The following is a 17,677-nucleotide window of genomic DNA, read 5'->3' as shown; positions in this document are numbered from 1 at the left end:
TCGGATGTTTAGTGGGCGAGTACCACCGCAGCCCCGAGGAGGTGCTCCAGTTCGGTTTCAATCGCCGGGATGGAATGGAAAAGCTGGTCGTAGGAGTCAATCACAAAGTATTGATCCTGATAGTGTTCCTTGATATAGGGCGTCTGGAAGATCATCCGGATATCATAGGGAAAGGTGGCGACTGAGCCGCCGAGGCAATACTGGCTTTCGCCGGTGGACGACAGGATACCCGCGCCGTAAATGCGCAGCTCCCCCTTTTCCCGGACAAGCCCGAATTCAATGGTATACCAGTATAGTCGTGCGATGTATTCAATAGCCTCCGGGATATCCACAAATCGCAGGGCGATCCGGGCCAGTTCTTCCAGAAAATGGCAAACGGCCTTTTTGGAGAGCATCGGTACATGCCCGAAGATGTCGTGAAACATATCCGGCTCTTCGAGGTAATCGAGCTGCTCACGGCTGCGGAGCCAGGTAGAGGCGCAGAACTGTTTGTCGCGCATGAGCTCAAAAAACGGCCGGTTGGCGATCAGCCCCGGGACGACGTGGATCGCCCAGCCGGTCAGTTCCCGTAACCGATCGCTGACTTCTTCGTACCGGGGAATGGCCTCTGCCGTCAAACCCGTCAGCCGGAGCCCTTCGAAATATGCTTCCGAAGCCCGGCCCGGCAGCAGTGCCAGCTGGCGCTCAAAAAGTATCTTCCATACATCCTGGTCGTCGGAAGTATAGCGTGCATACTCCTGCTTCAGGGAGTAGGGCACAAAGGCATAGGGGCTGCTCATGGGATGATCCGGTTTAGTCGAGCCAGGAACGGAAATAGGTGCCATCGTCGATGCCCAGGGCTGCCTCCGTCACCATCAGCGGCCGGAAGGTATCGACCATGACGGCCCATTCTTCGGTACCGGTTTTGCCGATACTCCGCTCGGTAGCGCCCGGCGCAGGGCCGTGGGGTATACCTCCCGGGTGCAGGGTGATATGGCCCGGCGCGATGTCATTCCGGCTCATAAAATCTCCGTCGACATAGTAAATCACCTCGTCCGAATCGATGTTGGAGTGGTTATACGGTGCCGGGATCGACTGCGGGTGGTAGTCAAACAACCGCGGCACGAACGAACAAACCACAAAGGCATCGGTCTGGAACGTCTGGTGAACCGGCGGCGGCTGGTGCACACGCCCGGTAATCGGCTGAAAATCCTGAATCGACAGTCCCCAGGGAAAATGGTATCCGTCCCACCCGACTACATCGAACGGGTGTGTGGCATATACTACTTCGTGCAGGGTATTCTGTTTCCGGATTTTGAGCAGAAAATCGCCTGTTTCGTCGTGCGTTTCAAGGTCGCGCGGGAGTTTATAGTCTCGCTCACAGTACGGCGCATGCTCCAGCAACTGCCCGAAGTAGTTCCGGTACCGTTTGGGTGTATAGAGCGGATGGAAGGATTCGAGGTAAAACAGCCTGTTTTCGGGGGAATCGAATTCGATTTGATAAATCGTCCCCCGCGGAATAACCACATAATCACCGTATTCAAACGGCAGGGTTCCGAACATGGTGCGGAGGCGGCCGCTGCCCCGGTGGATAAACAGGAGTTCATCCGCATCGGCATTTTTGTAAAAGTATTCCCGGAGGGATGCCTGCGGAGCCGCCACGCCGATATGCACATCCCGGTTGACCAGCAGCGGTACACGGCTTTCAAGGAAATCAGCCGCTGGCGACACCTGAAATCCTAACAGTTTGCGGGAGGTAATGCTCTTTTCTACGGCAATGCGGGGTGTCAGGTCGGTGGTTTTTCCGATTTCCTTTACCTGCGTCGGGCGGTGGCAATGGTACAGCAGGGAAGACATCCCGTCGAAACCGATGGTACCGAAAAGCTCCTCGTAGTAGAGCCGGCCGTCCGGCTGCCGAAACTGGGTATGCCGCGTCCGCGGCACCTGGCCCAAACGATGATAGAGCGGCATCGCTTTCCCTGTTTATGTTTCCAGGCCGGGGAGAAAGCGGTTCTCCCCGGGCCGGAAACGATCATTGATGAAGTGCAAGTGAATAATTGTCATACTAACTATTCGCTTACAAATAGAACAAAAAGATAAAACAATACCTATAAAAGATTAGATTATTTTTACGAAAGACGCATACCACCGGCAGGCAGCCGCTTGCTTCATGTCAACGGTGAGGGGAATACGCCCGATGCTGGTTAGTTTTGCGGTTTAAGACCCTTTTCCATGCAGAAGAACGACGAGCTGGTATTGGCGAGCGTGGGTAACCGCTTTCTCGCCAATTTGATTGACAACGTAGTGATCGGACTGATTTCCTTTATGATTGCTTCCCTGGCGGGTATTCCCATTCTGGAGCTCAACCTGGAGGCCATGAATGCGAACCCGGATGCCTTTGCCCAAACCTACAGCCGGTTTCTGATGGTAGCCCTGCCGGCAAGCTTTCTGTACCGGTTTCTTCAGGAATCTTCCTCCCGGCAGGCGACACTTGGCAAACGGGTGATGAAGCTGCGCGTGGTAAAAGTCACCGGCGAAAACCTGACCCTGCGCGATTCCCTTCTCCGGAACCTCGTCAAAGAACTCAGCGGCTATCTCTACATGATTTACCTGGTCGGGTTGTTCAATCCCCTGCACCAATGCGTACACGACCTCGCCGCGCGGACGTACGTTGTCGATAACGTCTGAAACCATGAAAAAGAAGTGGCTCGCCGGATGGCACGCCGGACGGTACACCCGTTGGCTCGCCGGGCTCCTCGGATTGGGGCTGCTGCTTTTTCTGACTGATCTTCTTTTTCCCTTTCGGGTGGCGCCGCGGTACTCGACGCTGGTGGAAGCCGCCGACGGCAGTGTTCTGCATGCTTTTCTGAATGCGGACGACAAATGGCGGCTCTATACCGAGCTCGATGAAATCAACCCTACCCTCCGCAAAACCCTGATTTTCAAGGAAGACAAGTGGTTTTATTACCATCCCGGCGTGAATCCGGCGGCGGTAATACGGGCACTTTTTAACAATACGGCCAGCGGTCGGCGTACGTCCGGCGCCTCGACCATTACCATGCAGGTGGTACGGCTGCTGGAGCCGCGACCACGCACGTACGCGAGCAAATTCATCGAACTTTTCCGTGCCTTTCAGCTCGAAGCGCATTACAGCAAGGACGAAATCCTGCAATTGTACGTCAACCTGGTACCGTACGGCTCCAACATCGAAGGCATCAAATCGGCCTCGCTGCTGTACCTCGGTAAACCTCCGGAATTACTAAGCCTGGCGGAAGTAACGGCGCTGACGATTATTCCCAACCGGCCGACGAGCCTCCGCCCCGACGGCGTCAACAAACGTCTCATCGCCGAGCGAAACCGGTGGTTGCGGCGTTTTGACGGGCTTTTTGACCGTCAAACGATTGACGACGCCCTCAACGAACCGCTCACCGCCCGTCGCCGCGAAGCACCCAAAGCCGCTCCTCACCTGGCGATTCGCCTGCGTGGCGAGCACCCCGGCGTACCCATTCTCAAAACCACCCTGCAACGAAGCCGGCAGACAGCCATCGAGCAACTGACGCGGAATTACTCCGGCCGGCTCCGCTTTCAGAACATCCGGAACGCAGCGGTTTTTGTGTTGAACAACCAGACCATGACCGTCGAAGCCTACGTAGGCTCCGCTGATTTCAGCGACTCGACAGACGGCGGGCAGGTCGACGGTATCCGCGCCATCCGCTCTCCCGGCAGTACCCTGAAACCTTTGCTTTTCGCTACTGCTTTTGAAAAGGGAATGCTGACGCCCAAGTCAGTCCTTTACGATGTGCCCACCAACTTTTCCGGCTTCGAACCTGAGAATTTTGACAAGCTTTTTCACGGAAAAGTGACGGTAGAGTTTGCCCTTGCCAACTCCCTTAACGTACCCGCCGTACAGGTACTGAGCAAAATGGGGACGAATGCCCTCGTCGAAAAACTAAAAAAGGCGGAATTTCAGACAGTAAAGAAGCAATCGGGACGACTCGGGCTGTCATTGATCCTTGGAGGATGCGGCGTTACCCTGGAAGAACTGACGACACTTTTTGCTGCATTCGGGAACGAAGGGCGCTTTGAAAAACCTCAGTTTCTGCGCGACAAACGGAGTAATGCCGTCGCCGAACTGGTCTCTCCCGAAGCGACCTACCTCATCACCCAGATACTGACGCAGGTTACCCGTCCGGACCTTCCGAACAATTATGCCTATACCTATCACCTGCCGCGTATCGCATGGAAAACGGGTACATCCTACGGAAAAAAAGACGCCTGGAGCATTGGTTACAACGGCAGGTATACGGTCGGCGTATGGGTCGGTAATTTTTCGGGAGAAGGCGTTCCGGAGCTCAACGGCGCCAATATCGCCACACCGCTGCTCTTTGATGTATTCAATACCATCGACTACAACGCGCCGGCCAACTGGTACCAGCAGCCCGACGGCCTGTCAAAGCGGCTGGTATGCGCCGAAAGCGGGCAGGTACCTTCTGAATTTTGCACACATCGTATTGAGGATTACCAGCTTACGGGTATCTCCTCTACGCTGCCCTGCCAGCACCGCAAGCGGGTATGGCTCGACCTGAAAAAGCGGTTTACCTATTGTACCTACTGCATGCCGGCCGACGGGTCGGTGCGGGAAGAATGGGCGCCCAACGATCCGCCCGAGCTGATCAGCTGGTTCGAAAACCGGCATATTTCGTACGAAAAGATTCCGCCGCATAATCCGGCCTGCACCCGCGTTTTTGGCAATACGCGCTCGCTGCTGATCAGCTATCCGGTCGACGGATCGACCTATCGCCTCAACCGCCGGGAGCAAAACCGGCTGAGTCTGAGCTGCCAGGCCGGTAACGACGTGGCGAAAGTGTACTGGTACCTCAACGACAAGCTGCTACAGGCCGCCGCGCCGGGCGAGCCGGTCTTCTGCCTGCCGCCCGCAGGAAAGGTCAAAATATCCTGCGCGGACGACAAAGGCCGGCACACAGATAGTTATGTGACGGTCATTTATGAATGACTTTTTTCTGTGTATGCTGTGCTTTCTGTGAGAAAAAATAAGTCTCTCACAGAAAGCACAGCATACACAGAAGGCAAAAAGAAAGCGGGGCCGCCTCCAGAAGGCAACCCCGCTTTCTTTTTATCAGACGATTAATCCCGGGCTCCCGCGCCGAGGATACTCGAGACCAGCGAGACAATAAACCCGAAGATCAGCGCCACGAGCCAGTCTCTGACGGCGAACCCGTCGACGAGGTACGCGGCCAGTTTGATGATCAATACGTTGATCACCAGGAGAAAAAGGCCCAGCGTGAGAACGGTAATCGGCAGGCTCAGAATCTCCAGAATCGGCTTGACGAATGTATTCAGCAAAGCCAGTACGATGGCAACGATAATGGCAGTACCAAAACCGGCCACCGTCACACCCGGCAGAAAATTGGCGACGAGGTAAATCACTACCGCGTTGATGAGCAGGCGTACGATCAGACCCATAGGAGGAAGATTTGATGTTTCTCCGAAAGATGGAAAAATTCATACCAAAAGCCAATGGTACGGCCTGATCGGCGGTTATTTCTTCCCGCTGTGGCGTTCTTCGAGGACGGCGATGATTTCGTCGAGGTCGATTCCGCGGTTTTCGAGGAGAAGCAGGTAGTGGAAAAGCAGGTCGGCTGCTTCGTTCTTGAAGAGCTCGTCGTTGTCAGACAGGGCTTCAATCACGAGTTCAACGGCCTCTTCCCCTACTTTCTGGGCAATTTTATGCGTACCGCGTGAAAAGAGTTTGGCTGTGTAGGAACTTTCGGGAGAAGCGTTTTTCCGCTCGCGGATAACCGCTTTCAGGTGATTGAGAAATTCGACGGGCATACTGATCCTTCGTTGATTTTCCGTCTTTCCGGAAAATATCCTGCAAAGGTAGGATACCCCCTGAAAAAACGGCAACTCTTTTTGGCATTCATTCCGCTTGTTTTCAAAACACCCTACTTTTGGCGGGAACTATGAAGATTCTGCTTGTCGAAGACGAACTCAGCCTCGCCTCCTTTATCCGGAAGGGTATCGAGAGCGAAGGCTATGAAATCGAAGTGGCGTACGACGGCCTGATGGGTAAACACCTGGCCGACCGGGATCCGTATGACGTCATCATTCTCGACATTAATCTTCCGCATATCAACGGGTTCGAACTATGCCGGCATATCAAGCAGCAGACGCCCCGGCAGCCGGTTCTGATGCTTACCGCATTGGATAGCCTCAACGACAAGGAAAGCGGTTTTGAAGCCGGCGCCGACGACTACCTCGTCAAACCCTTTGCTTTCCGGGAGCTTATCCTGCGGATCAGGGCGCTGGCCCGGCGGCCGCTCGCATTCATCGGAAAAATCCTGAAAGTCGCCGATCTGGAGCTGGATACCGAAGCCCGTACTGCCACCCGCGCCGGGCAGCACCTCGACCTCACCGCCCGGGAGTACTCCCTGCTGGAATACCTGATGATCAACCAGGGGCGTATCGTCAGCCGCGTGGATATCGCCGAAAAGGTCTGGAATCTGCATTTTGATACGAATACCAACGTTATTGACGTCTATATCAATTACCTGCGAAAGAAGATTGACAAGCAGTTTGAAGCCAAACTGCTGCATACCGTCATCGGAATGGGATACGTTTTACGGGCGCCGTAATGCAGATCAAACACAAAATCATCCTTTGGTTTTCTTCCCTGCTGGCAGGTAGTCTGCTGGTGTTTTCGGTGTATGTCTACTTCACCTACGCGGCGCTCCGCCAGCGTGCGATGGAAGGCTGGCTGGAACGGAAGGCCCGGGTGACGGAGCAACTGCTGACGACGAAAGGAGAAGTAGTCGGTAAAGTAACTACCTCCATGGCCGAGCAGGCAATTCTGTTATATACTCCGGCTGACAGCCTGCTGCTCGAAACCGTAACGGGAGCGGATTTCGCGCCGGATACCCGCTTCCGGGAAACCGTCCGAAAGAAGCGCTTTCTGCCTTTTTCCTATCCATCGCCGCGGCACGACTATCCCAAGGAAGGCATGGCGCTGACCTATCCCGGTCCGGCGCCGTCGCCCGACGGAAAAGAATACCTCGTCGTCGTCACGGCCTATGACCAGGAAGGGTACATCCGTCAGAAAAACCTCCGCGACCTGCTGTTGATCGGCAATGCCGTTGCGCTCACGTTTGTCGGGCTGCTCGGGTATTTCTTCTCGAAACAGGCGCTCAAGCCCCTGCATCACCTCATTGACCAGCTGCAAACATCACCGGCAGGTCCCGCGCCGTTCCGGCTTCGCCCGGATAACCCCGGGGATGAAGTGGGCGTATTAGCAGCGGCGTTCAACGACCTGCTTGTCCGTCAGGAAAAGCTGATTGAAAACCAGCGGTCGTTTATTTCCCAGGCTTCGCACGAACTCCGGACGCCGCTGACGACGATCAAAGGCTGGCTCGAAACCTCCCTGACATATGATTCCGACGCGGCCGGTCTCCGGAAAGGTATGTCCCAGGCGATCCGGGAACTAGACCGGCTTACCGGCCTTTCCAACGGGCTTTTGCAGCTCGCGCAGATTGATGGCGTTACGGCCGGCCTCCACCCGCTCGACCTCACCGAAGTACTCCTCGACGCCGCCGATACCTTTGGCGAACAACGCCCCGGGCAGGTATTGTCGGTTTCTTTCGGGGATGAACTAACGCGGAATGGCAATGCGCTGCTGGTAGACGGAAACGCGTCTCTCCTCAAAATCGCCCTCGCCAACCTGCTCGATAACGCCGCCAAGTACTCCGGCGGGCAGGCGATAGACCTGGCCGCCGACCTGGAATCTCCTGAAAGGGTCACCGTAGTGGTCAAAGACCGGGGCATCGGCCTGAAACCGGGTGAGGAAGAGCAGGTACTCCTGCCGCTCGTCCGGGGTTCCAATGCCGGTACTATCAGCGGGTTTGGTATCGGCCTGACGCTGACGCACCGTATTGTTCAGTTGCACAAAGGCCATTTTACGCTCCGGGCGCGGGTGGGCGGAGGTACCGAGGCTGTTCTTTCCCTTCCGCTGCTGCCGCCTTCTAATGCGATCTAATTCCTCTCTAATTTCGCTCTAATCCGGCTTGTGTTGCTTTGTCCGGTCCACGGATAAAGCACCCATGAAAGTCCTTTTGTTTTTACTTGTTCTGATTCCGGCCGGGGTTGTTGCCCAGGGATTGTCGCTGGACGATGCCCTCGAAAACGCCCGGAACAATTATCCCTCGCTGCGGGGTAAGCTTTCGGCTATCCGCGCCGCCGAATCTGATGCGCAGGCGCTGCGGATGTCGTTTCTGCCGCAGGCGGGCGTACAGGCTCAGGCACTGAATGCCACTTCCAATCAGGTACGGGGCGCGTACGTTTCAAACGGCGGGCTGGCCCTGCCTATCGCCGGGGTTCGTACCGACGGGTTCAACAGTCAGGCGGCATGGACGAGCTTCGGGTCGGTTGTAATCGATTGGGAAGCTGTGACATTCGGTCGCCGTCAGGCCCGGAAAAACCAGGCAAGGCTGGCCATTGAGCAATCCCAGGTTGATTATGATGTGGAATTATTTACCCATCAGGTCCGGGTATGCGACGCTTTTCTGCTGGCGCTCAACGCCCGGAAGTCTGTCGAGCTTCAGCAGGCCAATCTCCAGCGGGCCGAAGCCCTTCAGACCATCATCCGGGCCGGTACTGCCGGCGGTCTTCGTCCGGGAATCGACAGCTCCGTTTCCAATGCGGAAGTAGCCCGGGCCAGGTTATTGCTCCTGGAAAGCCAGAAAAACGCCCAGCAGCTTACCCTGCGTCTGACGGAACTGATCGGAAAGCCTGACCCTTCTGCCCGGATTGATTCCATGCATTTCTACGACCGGCTTCCCGAAGCGGCTCCGGCCCCGAACCAGGCGCTGACAATCCACCCGCTGCTCCGCTCGTACCACAAGCAGCTGGAACTAGCGGAGGCATCCCGGGCGACGCTGAAAGCGTCTGCGCTGCCGTCGGTTTCACTGATCGGATCGCTGGAAGGCCGGGGATCGGGTATTTCGGAACAAGCCGGAACGGACGGGAAATTCGACATAAACCCGTCTCTCGGCTCCGGACTACCCTTCCGGGCCTATAACTACATCGTCGGGGTAACGGCGCTATGGCGGCCGACCGAACTTTTCCGCACCCGATACGCCCTGTCGTCCCAGAAAGAACGCGCCAATGTCTCCCGCCAGGCTTACAACCAGCAGGTACTCACGCTGGAAGCCAACGGGCAGAATGCGGCCTTGCAGCTCGAACTCGCACAAGCTACCGTCCGGCAATCTCCGTTGCAGCTCGACGCCGCCCGGCAGGCCTATAACCAGTCCCGGGCGCGGTACGAATCCGGCCTTGACAACATCCTGACCCTGACGCAGACGGCTACGTTGCTGAACCGCGCGGAGGTCGATCAGGCCCTCGCAGTCAATAACCTCTGGCGGGCCTTTCTTCTCAAGGCAGCTGCCGCGGGCGATCTGCAGGAATTCCTGAAGCAGGTCCGGTAATCTCACTCCTTCACTTCCAAACGGCCGGCATTACCGGCGCAGGTATGATTAAAGCAGCATTGGCCAGGCCCGTCACCATCCTCATCGCCCTCGTCGGCGTGCTGGTGTTTTCGGTGCTGGCACTTCAGCAGATACGGGTCGATATTTTTCCGCAACTCAACCTCCCGACGATTTACATCGCCCAGCCCTATGGCGGGATGTCTCCGGCGCAGATGGAAGGGTTTGTTTCTACCCGGTACCAAAACCAGATGCTCTATGTATCGGGTATCAAAAACGTCGAAGTAAAGAATATTCAGGGCCTGTGTCTCGTGAAGTGTACGTTTTACGAAGACGTAGACATGGCGCAGGCTGCGGGTGAAGTAGCCAGCCAGGTCAGCCGGGTCATGAGCTACCTGCCGCCAGGGTCGGTACCGCCCATTGTGGTCCGGTTTGACGCCTCCAGCCTGCCGGTAGGGCAGTTGGTTTTCAGCAGTCGCCGGGCCTCTCTCGGTGAAATGCAGGACCTCGCGGCGACGCGCATCCGCCCGTTGTTTTCCCAGATTCCAGGAGCTTCCGCGCCTTCTCCTTTTGGTGGAAACGAACGGACGGTGGTGGTGAAAGTCGACCCGGAGCGCATGCGCAGCTATGAACTGACGCCGGACGATATCGTCTCGACCGTTGTCCGGAACAACCAGATTGCCCCGGCGGGTAATGTCCGGATCGGCGATTTCACGTTGATGACACCCAGCAATACGGTTATCGACAAGGTAGACGAGTTTCTTCAGATTCCGCTGCGGAAGGGCGTCGGGCCGACGGTATTCCTCCGGGACGTCGCAACGGTGGAAGACGCCGCCGATATCACGGTGGGGTATGCGCTCGTCAACGGCAAGCGGTCGGTTTACATTCCGGTGACGAAATCCGCCGACGCGTCGACCATGAGCGTCGTCAACAAACTGAAAGAGAAACTGCCGGAAATGCGGGCGTTGTTACCCGATGACGTACAATTGACCTATGAGTTTGACCAGTCGGTTTACGTCACCCAGGCCGTACACAGCCTGGCGGTAGAAGGCGGCCTGGGCGCGCTGCTGACAGGTCTGATGGTACTGCTGTTTCTGAAAGACTGGCGCAGTTCGCTGATTGTCATTCTGACGATTCCGGTCTCGCTCCTCACAGCTATCCTGCTCCTGCAACTGACGGGGCAGACGATCAACATCATGACGCTGTCGGGCCTGGCGCTGGCCATTGGTATTCTGGTGGATCAGGCGACGGTCGTCATCGAAAACATCCACCAGCACCTGGAAATGGGCAAATCAAAGGCCCGCGCTATCCTGGATGCCTGCAAGGAAGTATCCTTTCCGCTGTTTTTGATTACGCTGTGTATTCTGGCGGTTTTTGCGCCGGCGTTTCTGATGAACGGCGTCCCGCGGGGGATGTTTCTGCCGCTGTCGCTGTCGGTTGGGTTTTCGATTATCGCCTCGTACCTGCTGTCCCAGACGTTTGTACCCATTGTCTCGAACTGGTGGATGAAAAGCCATCCGCATGGCCCGCACGAGCTGACAATACTGCCCGACGTCGTCGAAGAGCCGCAACAGGAGCAATTTGAACGGAAGCATCCCGAAAAAGTCACCGGCTTTGAGCGGTTCAAGCTCGGCTACCTGCGGCTGCTGGACCGGCTGATGCGCCGCAGGCTGCTGGTCACGGGCGTTTACCTGGCGATTTGCTTTGCACTGATCGCCATCGGGTTTTCGAAAATCGGGCAGGATATGATGCCCCGGCAGCACCACGCGCGGCAGTTTCAGGTACGGATTGTTGCGCCGGAGGGGCTTCGGCTGGAACGGACAGAAGAAATCACGAAGGAGGTCGTCCGGCTGATCGGCGGTATCGTCGGGCCGAAAAATGTTGCGATCTCTTCTGCTTTTGTGGGAATGACGCCGTCGAGCTACGGTACGTCTGCCCTGTATGTCTTCAACTCCGGCCCGCACGAAGCCGTGCTGCAGGTCAAGCTGAAGGATTCGTACGAAGTAAAATCCCTCGATAAACTGAAAGACAAGATTCGGAAGACCGTCGCCCAAAAACAACCCGGCGTACGGCTGTCATTTGAGCCTATTGACCTGACTGACAAGATCATGAGTCAGGGCGCACAGGCGCCGATTGAAGTACTCATCGGTGGAAAAAGCCTCGAAGAAGGGCAGCACTACGCCAACCGCCTGCTGACGAGGCTCCGGTCGATTTCCTACCTGCGGGACGTTCGCATCAATCAGCCGCTGCACTACCCGACGATACAGATTCAGATCGACCGGCAGCGGGCAGCGCAATTGAACCTGAGCATTGATGAAATCGCGAAGTCGCTCGTTGCGGCGACTTCTTCCAGCCGGTTTACGGCGAAAAACCTGTGGCTGGATCGCTCCAAGGGCTTTGCTTACCAGGTACAGGTGGAGCTGGAGCAGCAGCAGATGAAAACCGTCGCGGATATCCAGAATATCCCGCTGGTGAAGGGGCAGCTACGACCGACGCTGGGTGACGTCGCCACCATCGCGCCGACTACCGTACCGGCGGAATACGACCGGATGGGCCCCCGGCGAATCATCACAGTATCCGCCAACATCTACAAAAAAGACCTGGGTACTGCAACGCGCGACGTACAAAAAGCCATTGACGAAGCGGGAGATCCGCCGAAAGGCTCTGTCGTCGAGCTCCGGGGTATGGCACAGCTCCTGCAGGAAACGCTGAGTAGTCTGCAATTCGGGCTCGGGCTTTCGATTGTGGTGATTTTTCTACTTCTGGCCGCGAATTACCAGTCGCTCAAAGTAGCTGCCGTCGTACTCTTCAGTATTCCGGCGGTACTCGCAGGGTCGCTGACGTTCCTGCTTATCACGGAGCAGACGCTGAACCTGCAATCCTACATGGGTATCATTATGTCGGTTGGGGTATCGGTTGCGAATGCCCTGCTGCTGGTGACGAATGCGGAAATGCTTCGCCTCAAGTACCGCAGCGCGGAAGAAGGCGCGCGGGTAGCGGGCGCGTCCCGTCTGCGGCCGATTCTGATGACGGCCCTGGCGATGGTGGCGGGGATGATTCCGATGGCCAGCGGCCTGGGCGAATCCGGCGAGCAAACGGCTCCGCTGGGGCGCGCGGTCATCGGCGGGCTGGTCTTCTCGACGTTCGCCGCGTTGCTGGTACTCCCTGTCGTCTTTGCTTTTATTCAGCGGAAGGCGGGTTTTGTATCTCCCTCTCTTGATCCTGACGATCCGACGAGCGCCGTATACGATGCTCCTGAACTTTTAACCGAACACGCATGACCCGCTTCCCCCTTTTTCTGCTGACGTTGTTCCTGGCGGTGCTGACCTCGTGCGAGCACCACGAAGAAAAGGAACATGACGAAGACCCGGCGCTTGACGATGACATCCGCTATGAAGTCATTCAGGTAGGCGCCTCCCGTCCGACCCGGGAACTGAACCTTCCCGGAGAACTTGAAAGCTACTACGAAACCGACCTCCTTCCCCGGGTAAGCAGCTATGTGAAGGCCTTGCACGTGGATATAGGCGATAAAGTCGTCAAAGGGCAGGTACTGGCCGAACTGGAAGCACCGGAGCTGACAGCCAACCTCACCGAAGCCTTCTCCAAGGTCAAAGCCGCCGAAGCGGTATATGAAACCAGTAAGGCGACCTACCAACGCGTACTTCGTGCCAGCCGGACGCTGGGCGCTATCTCCCCTGTTGATCTGGACGGCGGGCGTACGAAGGCGATATCCGACAGCCTTGGCGTAGTCGCGGCGCAGGCCCATTATGCGTCGGTGCAGCAACTGGTGAGCTACCTGCAGATCACAGCGCCGTTTACGGGCGTGATTACGGACCGTCGCCTGTCGCCGGGAGCGTTTGTCGGACCAGGCGGGCAGAATACCATTCCCATCCTGAAAATCAAGCAATTGGACCGGCTGCGTTTACGGGTAGCCGTACCGGAAGCCTACCTCGGGGACATCCACCCCGGCAGCCCGGTACAGTTTAGTGTGCGGAGTTTTCCGGATCGGACGTTTACAGGCCACATCAACCGCATTTCGAATGCCGTCCGTCCTGAAACCCGTTCCGAGCTGATCGAAATCGACATCGCCAATCAAAAAGAAGTGCTGAAACCGGGGATGTACGCCTCTGCCCGATTGCCTGTCAGCCAAACGCAGGAAGGCAGCCTATATGTACCCAAATCGGCCCTGGTCAATACCATGGACCGCAGCTACGTCATCCGGATGGAAAACGGAAAGGCCCGCCGCGTCACAGTTCAGAAGGGCGACGACGTAATCGGTGAGGTACAGGTATTCGGAGAGTTGAAAGCCGGCGATCTCATTCTCAAGACCGCCAGCGAAGAAATACCCGACGGCGCCGCACTGAACGTACAGCCTGCGGGAAAGTAGTTTTATCTCGGATTCTCTTCAAAAAAGCACGTATCGGCTCCGGTATGGCATACCGGCCCGGCCGGTACGGCTTTGATGAGGAGGGTATCCTGGTCGCAGTCTACCCGGATTTCCTTTACGTGCAGGAAATTCCCGGACGTTTCTCCCTTGGTCCAGAGCCGGTTTTTAGTCCGGCTGAAAAACGTGACGACACGCTCGGCCTCGGTTTTGAGGTATGCCTCTTCGTTCATGAAACCCAGCATGAGTACCATCCGGGTATCTGCGTCCTGTATGATCGCGGGGATAAGCCCGCCGGCTTTTTCGAAGTTTAGTGTCATGGTGTGATGAGGGGTTTGGAAGGGGGAGGGGCATTAGGCTATAAGCGTTAAGCTATAGGCCGTAAGCTGAGGAGACCGAAACCGGCTATTGCCAGCGGCATACTGCCTATAGCTTAACGCCTAGAGCCTACTGCTTAAGGTCTCACCGAAATCCCCTCCCCCTTCAAATAACTTTTCAGTTCAGGAATACCGATTTCGCGGAAGTGGAAGATACTGGCGGCCAGGCCTGCGTCGGCCTTGCCGGTCGTGAATACCTCCGTGAAGTGCTCCATGGTACCGGCGCCGCCCGAGGCGATGACGGGAATACTCAAAGAGCCCGATACTTCGGCCGTGAGCGCCAGGGCAAACCCGGCTTTGGTACCGTCCGCATCCATCGATGTCAGCAGTATCTCGCCGGCGCCGCGCTCCTGTGCTTCTTTTGCCCAGGGGATTGTACGCAGGTCCGTAGGCTTGCGGCCGCCATGTGTATGGACTACGTGCTCGATACCCGATTCTCCGGGTACTTCCCGGGTATCGATGGCCACGACAATACACTGGGAGCCGAATTGCAGGGCCAGTTCGTTGATCAGCTCCGGCCGGCGCACCGCCGAAGAGTTGATGGAAATCTTGTCGGCGCCGGCATTGAGCAGGGCCGATACGTCGGCCACAGAACTGATGCCTCCGCCGACGGTAAAGGGGATATTCACATGCCGGGCGACGTTCCGGACGAGGTCAACGAGGGTCTTGCGGTTGTCGACCGTCGCCGTAATATCCAGAAACACCAGCTCATCCGCGCCCTGCTCGGCATACAGTGCGCCGAGGGCGACGGGGTCTCCGGCGTCGCGGAGGTTGACGAAATTCGTGCCTTTCACCGTGCGGCCATCCTTGATGTCCAGGCAGGGAATGATGCGTTTGGTCAGCATGCGGCGTTGAGCTCTTGCAGTTGGGAAAGGGTCACGCGGCCTTCGTAGATGGCTTTTCCGACGATGACGCCGAATACGTTCATTTCGGCCAGTTTTTCCAGGTCTTCCATCGAACTGACGCCACCGGAGGCGATGATATCCAGGCCCGGCGCTTTCAGTTTTTCATAGAGATCAAAGCTCGGCCCCTGCAACAGGCCGTCTTTGGCGACGTCCGTCGAAATCACGTACCGTGCGCCTTTTTCCTGCCATTCCCGCACAAAATCATACACCCACAGTTCGGTACCTTCTTCCCAGCCGCCGACGGCGATTTTTTCGTTTTTGGCATCGGCGCCGAGGATCATTTTCTCTCCTCCGTACTGCTTCAGCCAGCTTTCGAAAAGGGCCGGATTTTTGACGGCGATACTGCCGCCGGTCACCTGCCGGGCACCGCTTTCGAAGACGACGCGCAGGTCGTCATCCGACTGTACACCACCACCAAAATCAATGTGAAGCGATGTTTGAGAAGCGATTTTTTCCAGTACCGTCCAGTTGATGACTTTCTTTGCCTTTGCGCCGTCGAGGTCAACGAGGTGCAGCCGGGTCAGACCCGCGCCTTCAAATTCCTTCGCTACCTCGAGCGGGTTGGCATTGTATACCTTTTTCTGCGAATAGTCTCCCTGTGTCAGCCTGACTGCCTTTCCTTCGATGAGGTCAATGGCCGGAATGATGAACATACTAGCTCAGTTTTAGAAAATTCTCGAGAATCTGCTGTCCTTCTTTTCCGCTGATTTCTGCGTGAAACTGGGCAGCATAGAAATTGTCCTTCTGCAGCATGGCAGAAAAGGGAACCATGTATTCGCAGGTGGCCACGGTATACGCACACACCGGCGCAGCATAGCTGTGAACGAAATACACGTAGGGATTGTCCGACATCCCGGCCGTCAGCTCCGAACGCAGGTTTGTCAGGTTGTTCCAGCCGACGTGCGGTACCTTCTGATCGCCGGCCGGAAAGCGCTTCACGTCCACCGGGAATATACCCATGGCGGTGGTGTTATTTTCTTCGGACGAGCGGCACAGCAACTGCATTCCCACACACGTACCCAGCACGGGTTGTTTCAGCGTGGGAATGATCCGGTCGAGACCCTTGTCCCGGAGGTACGCCATCGCGGTAGACGCCTCGCCGACGCCGGGGAAGATCACCCGGTCGGCGGTACGGATTTCCTGTTCGTCATCCGTCCAGAGATACCCGGCGCCGATGCGTTCCAGGGCGTACATCACGCTCTGGACATTGCCGGCATTGTACTTGATGATAACCGTTTTCATACAACAGGTTAAAAAAAACGCCCGATTCGTTGGGAATCAGGCGTTTGGATATGCTATTCGGTTGTTTCAGATGGGAAATACCGTCGCTCCTTCGGCCTGAAAGGCAGAAACTTCATGCACATGATGATGAAATGAGCGGGTAAACATGTTGCAAAAATAAGCGAATTTCCGGATTAAGCGGTGTCAGGGACCTTTTAAAACGAGCGTACCGGCTCCGGAGTAGTTGAGCTGCGCATTGGCCTCCAGTTGCAGGTTTCGGGCTTCGGCATTCGCAATGGTGATAACGTGTCCGTTTTTGATCACGACGTCGTCGCAAACCGACGGTACCCGCCCGCAGCTCCAGGTCGTTTTGACCTGCCAGCTTCCCGATGCCACGCTCTCGCATTTATCCCTGGAAACAACAATATCGTCGATCCGAAGCTGATCCCTCGACCCCGACGTGCCTATGCCCGTGTAATAATACTGCCACAGTAATTGTACGTAAGGCTGGTTGAGCAACGCCGCCGGCAGCGCCACCGGGCCGAAGGTCTGGCTATGGCCGGCAGTAGTATTCCGGACGTATTCGACGGGATTACCGCCGCCGTCGGTCAGGTCCTGAAACGGGCCGGTATCTCCGATCCGGTAGCGCAGGCGGATGCGGTACTGCCGGCTGTTGGGCGTGACTGTCCCGCCGGTCCACTGCACAAAGGCCTGGTTGAGCCCGAGCGTCCGCAGGGCCAGCAGCGCACCTCCCAGGCGGCTCGGTACATACCCCGGATTGGTATTGTCGTTGCCGGTATTGATAAAGGCGATTCCGTTACTACCCAGGCCGTTGATGCGGGTGCGGGAGGAGTAGTTGTAGGCGCCTTTAACCGTATCGGCAGGAACCGCAGTAAGGCCCGGATCGTCCTGATTCATCGAGACAAACTGCATATTGGGCGGATAGGTACCGGCCGGCGCGGCAGCATCCCAGCTCTGGAAACGGTAGTCGCACAGGACCAGGTTATAGGCCGGCGGCTTGCTGTTGAAGGCCGAGTCGACGACGAAAACGGCCAGCAGGGTGCGGTCGGCAGTAAGCGATGCCAGCGTCAGCGTCGTATCTGTCGTCAATATCGTTGCTCCGTCTTTCCAGTGTTGAAATTTGTAGCCGCGATTGGGTTTGGCGACCACCGTTACCGGCACGCCCTGAAAGTAGATACCGGTCCACGGGTATGGATTGGCGGGTACACCGGGAGTAGCAGGCAGTACATCGATGGTATTGACTTTGACATATCCCTGAGCCGCGTCGGAGACATTGACGGTCAGGTTTCGGTTGGA

14 protein-coding genes and 2 pseudogenes are annotated in these 17,677 nt (G+C 56.7%); 7 read left to right on the top strand and 9 right to left on the bottom strand.

Annotated features, from left to right (window positions below):
- Positions 1-8 precede the first annotated feature (8 nt).
- Together BLR09_RS19520 and BLR09_RS19515 are read right to left on the bottom strand one after the other, a co-directional pair.
- The gene (locus BLR09_RS19520; RefSeq protein ID WP_245689956.1) at positions 9-779 is read right to left on the bottom strand and encodes a phenylalanine 4-monooxygenase; all 771 of its coding nucleotides are present in this window, start codon (positions 777-779) and stop codon (positions 9-11) included.
- Between the two features lie 13 nt (positions 780-792).
- Positions 793-1,950, bottom strand: a complete 1,158-nt coding sequence (locus BLR09_RS19515) for a homogentisate 1,2-dioxygenase (RefSeq protein WP_093206972.1) — start codon at positions 1,948-1,950, stop codon at positions 793-795.
- Between the two features lie 261 nt (positions 1,951-2,211).
- Here BLR09_RS19515 and BLR09_RS19510 point away from each other — a divergent pair, with 261 nt between their 5' ends.
- Positions 2,212-2,667: an RDD family protein gene (locus tag BLR09_RS19510; RefSeq protein WP_093206970.1), complete on the top strand. Its 456-nt coding sequence runs from the start codon at positions 2,212-2,214 to the stop codon at positions 2,665-2,667.
- Positions 2,668-2,671: 4 nt separating this feature from the next.
- Positions 2,672-4,993: a penicillin-binding protein 1C gene (gene pbpC, locus BLR09_RS19505; RefSeq protein ID WP_093206967.1), complete on the top strand. Its 2,322-nt coding sequence runs from the start codon at positions 2,672-2,674 to the stop codon at positions 4,991-4,993.
- Between the two features lie 131 nt (positions 4,994-5,124).
- Here pbpC and BLR09_RS19500 read toward each other — a convergent pair whose 3' ends face one another.
- Both BLR09_RS19500 and hisE read right to left on the bottom strand, forming a co-directional pair.
- The gene (locus BLR09_RS19500; protein WP_093206964.1) at positions 5,125-5,463 is read right to left on the bottom strand and encodes a phage holin family protein; all 339 of its coding nucleotides are present in this window, start codon (positions 5,461-5,463) and stop codon (positions 5,125-5,127) included.
- Between the two features lie 75 nt (positions 5,464-5,538).
- Positions 5,539-5,823 (bottom strand): annotated as a pseudogene (gene hisE / locus BLR09_RS19495) (phosphoribosyl-ATP diphosphatase); the annotation flags it as partial.
- Between the two features lie 140 nt (positions 5,824-5,963).
- Between hisE and BLR09_RS19490 the strand changes: the two are divergent.
- From BLR09_RS19490 to BLR09_RS19470, 5 genes are all read left to right on the top strand, one after another.
- Complete coding sequence (locus tag BLR09_RS19490) at positions 5,964-6,635, top strand: response regulator transcription factor (RefSeq protein WP_093206959.1); 672 nt, start codon at positions 5,964-5,966, stop codon at positions 6,633-6,635.
- Positions 6,635-8,029 carry a HAMP domain-containing sensor histidine kinase gene (locus tag BLR09_RS19485; RefSeq protein WP_093206957.1) on the top strand — a complete coding sequence of 465 codons (1,395 nt, stop codon included), beginning with the start codon at positions 6,635-6,637 and terminating at the stop codon, positions 8,027-8,029. Before BLR09_RS19490 ends, BLR09_RS19485 begins: the two co-directional genes overlap by 1 nt.
- A 64-nt stretch (positions 8,030-8,093) precedes the next feature.
- Positions 8,094-9,476 carry a TolC family protein gene (locus tag BLR09_RS19480; RefSeq protein WP_093206954.1) on the top strand — a complete coding sequence of 461 codons (1,383 nt, stop codon included), beginning with the start codon at positions 8,094-8,096 and terminating at the stop codon, positions 9,474-9,476.
- 44 nt (positions 9,477-9,520) lie between these two features.
- Positions 9,521-12,754 carry an efflux RND transporter permease subunit gene (locus BLR09_RS19475; protein ID WP_093206952.1) on the top strand — a complete coding sequence of 1,078 codons (3,234 nt, stop codon included), beginning with the start codon at positions 9,521-9,523 and terminating at the stop codon, positions 12,752-12,754.
- Positions 12,751-13,860: an efflux RND transporter periplasmic adaptor subunit gene (locus tag BLR09_RS19470; RefSeq protein ID WP_093206949.1), complete on the top strand. Its 1,110-nt coding sequence runs from the start codon at positions 12,751-12,753 to the stop codon at positions 13,858-13,860. The genes BLR09_RS19475 and BLR09_RS19470 overlap by 4 nt, the downstream gene beginning before the upstream one ends.
- Before the next feature lie 11 nt (positions 13,861-13,871).
- Here the strand turns inward: BLR09_RS19470 and hisI are convergent.
- The 5 genes and pseudogenes from hisI to BLR09_RS25575 all read right to left on the bottom strand — a co-directional run.
- Positions 13,872-14,177 (bottom strand): annotated as a pseudogene (gene hisI, locus BLR09_RS19465) (phosphoribosyl-AMP cyclohydrolase); the annotation flags it as partial.
- 134 nt (positions 14,178-14,311) lie between these two features.
- Positions 14,312-15,079 (bottom strand): imidazole glycerol phosphate synthase subunit HisF, encoded by a 768-nt coding sequence (gene hisF / locus BLR09_RS19460; protein ID WP_093206110.1) that lies wholly within the window; start codon positions 15,077-15,079, stop codon positions 14,312-14,314.
- A complete protein-coding gene (hisA, locus tag BLR09_RS19455; RefSeq protein WP_093206108.1) occupies positions 15,073-15,792 on the bottom strand; it encodes a 1-(5-phosphoribosyl)-5-[(5-phosphoribosylamino)methylideneamino]imidazole-4-carboxamide isomerase in 720 nt (239 codons plus the stop codon). The genes hisF and hisA overlap by 7 nt, the downstream gene beginning before the upstream one ends.
- 1 nt (position 15,793) lies before the next feature.
- The gene (hisH, locus tag BLR09_RS19450; RefSeq protein ID WP_093206106.1) at positions 15,794-16,381 is read right to left on the bottom strand and encodes an imidazole glycerol phosphate synthase subunit HisH; all 588 of its coding nucleotides are present in this window, start codon (positions 16,379-16,381) and stop codon (positions 15,794-15,796) included.
- 183 nt (positions 16,382-16,564) lie between these two features.
- The coding region (locus BLR09_RS25575) for an InlB B-repeat-containing protein (protein ID WP_449441355.1) at positions 16,565-17,677 on the bottom strand (1,113 nt) is incomplete at its 5' end.

It is taken from the genome of Siphonobacter aquaeclarae (genome assembly GCF_900103285.1).
GTDB lineage: Bacteria > Bacteroidota > Bacteroidia > Cytophagales > Spirosomataceae > Siphonobacter > Siphonobacter aquaeclarae.
This window is presented reverse-complemented; position numbering and strand designations above follow the sequence as displayed.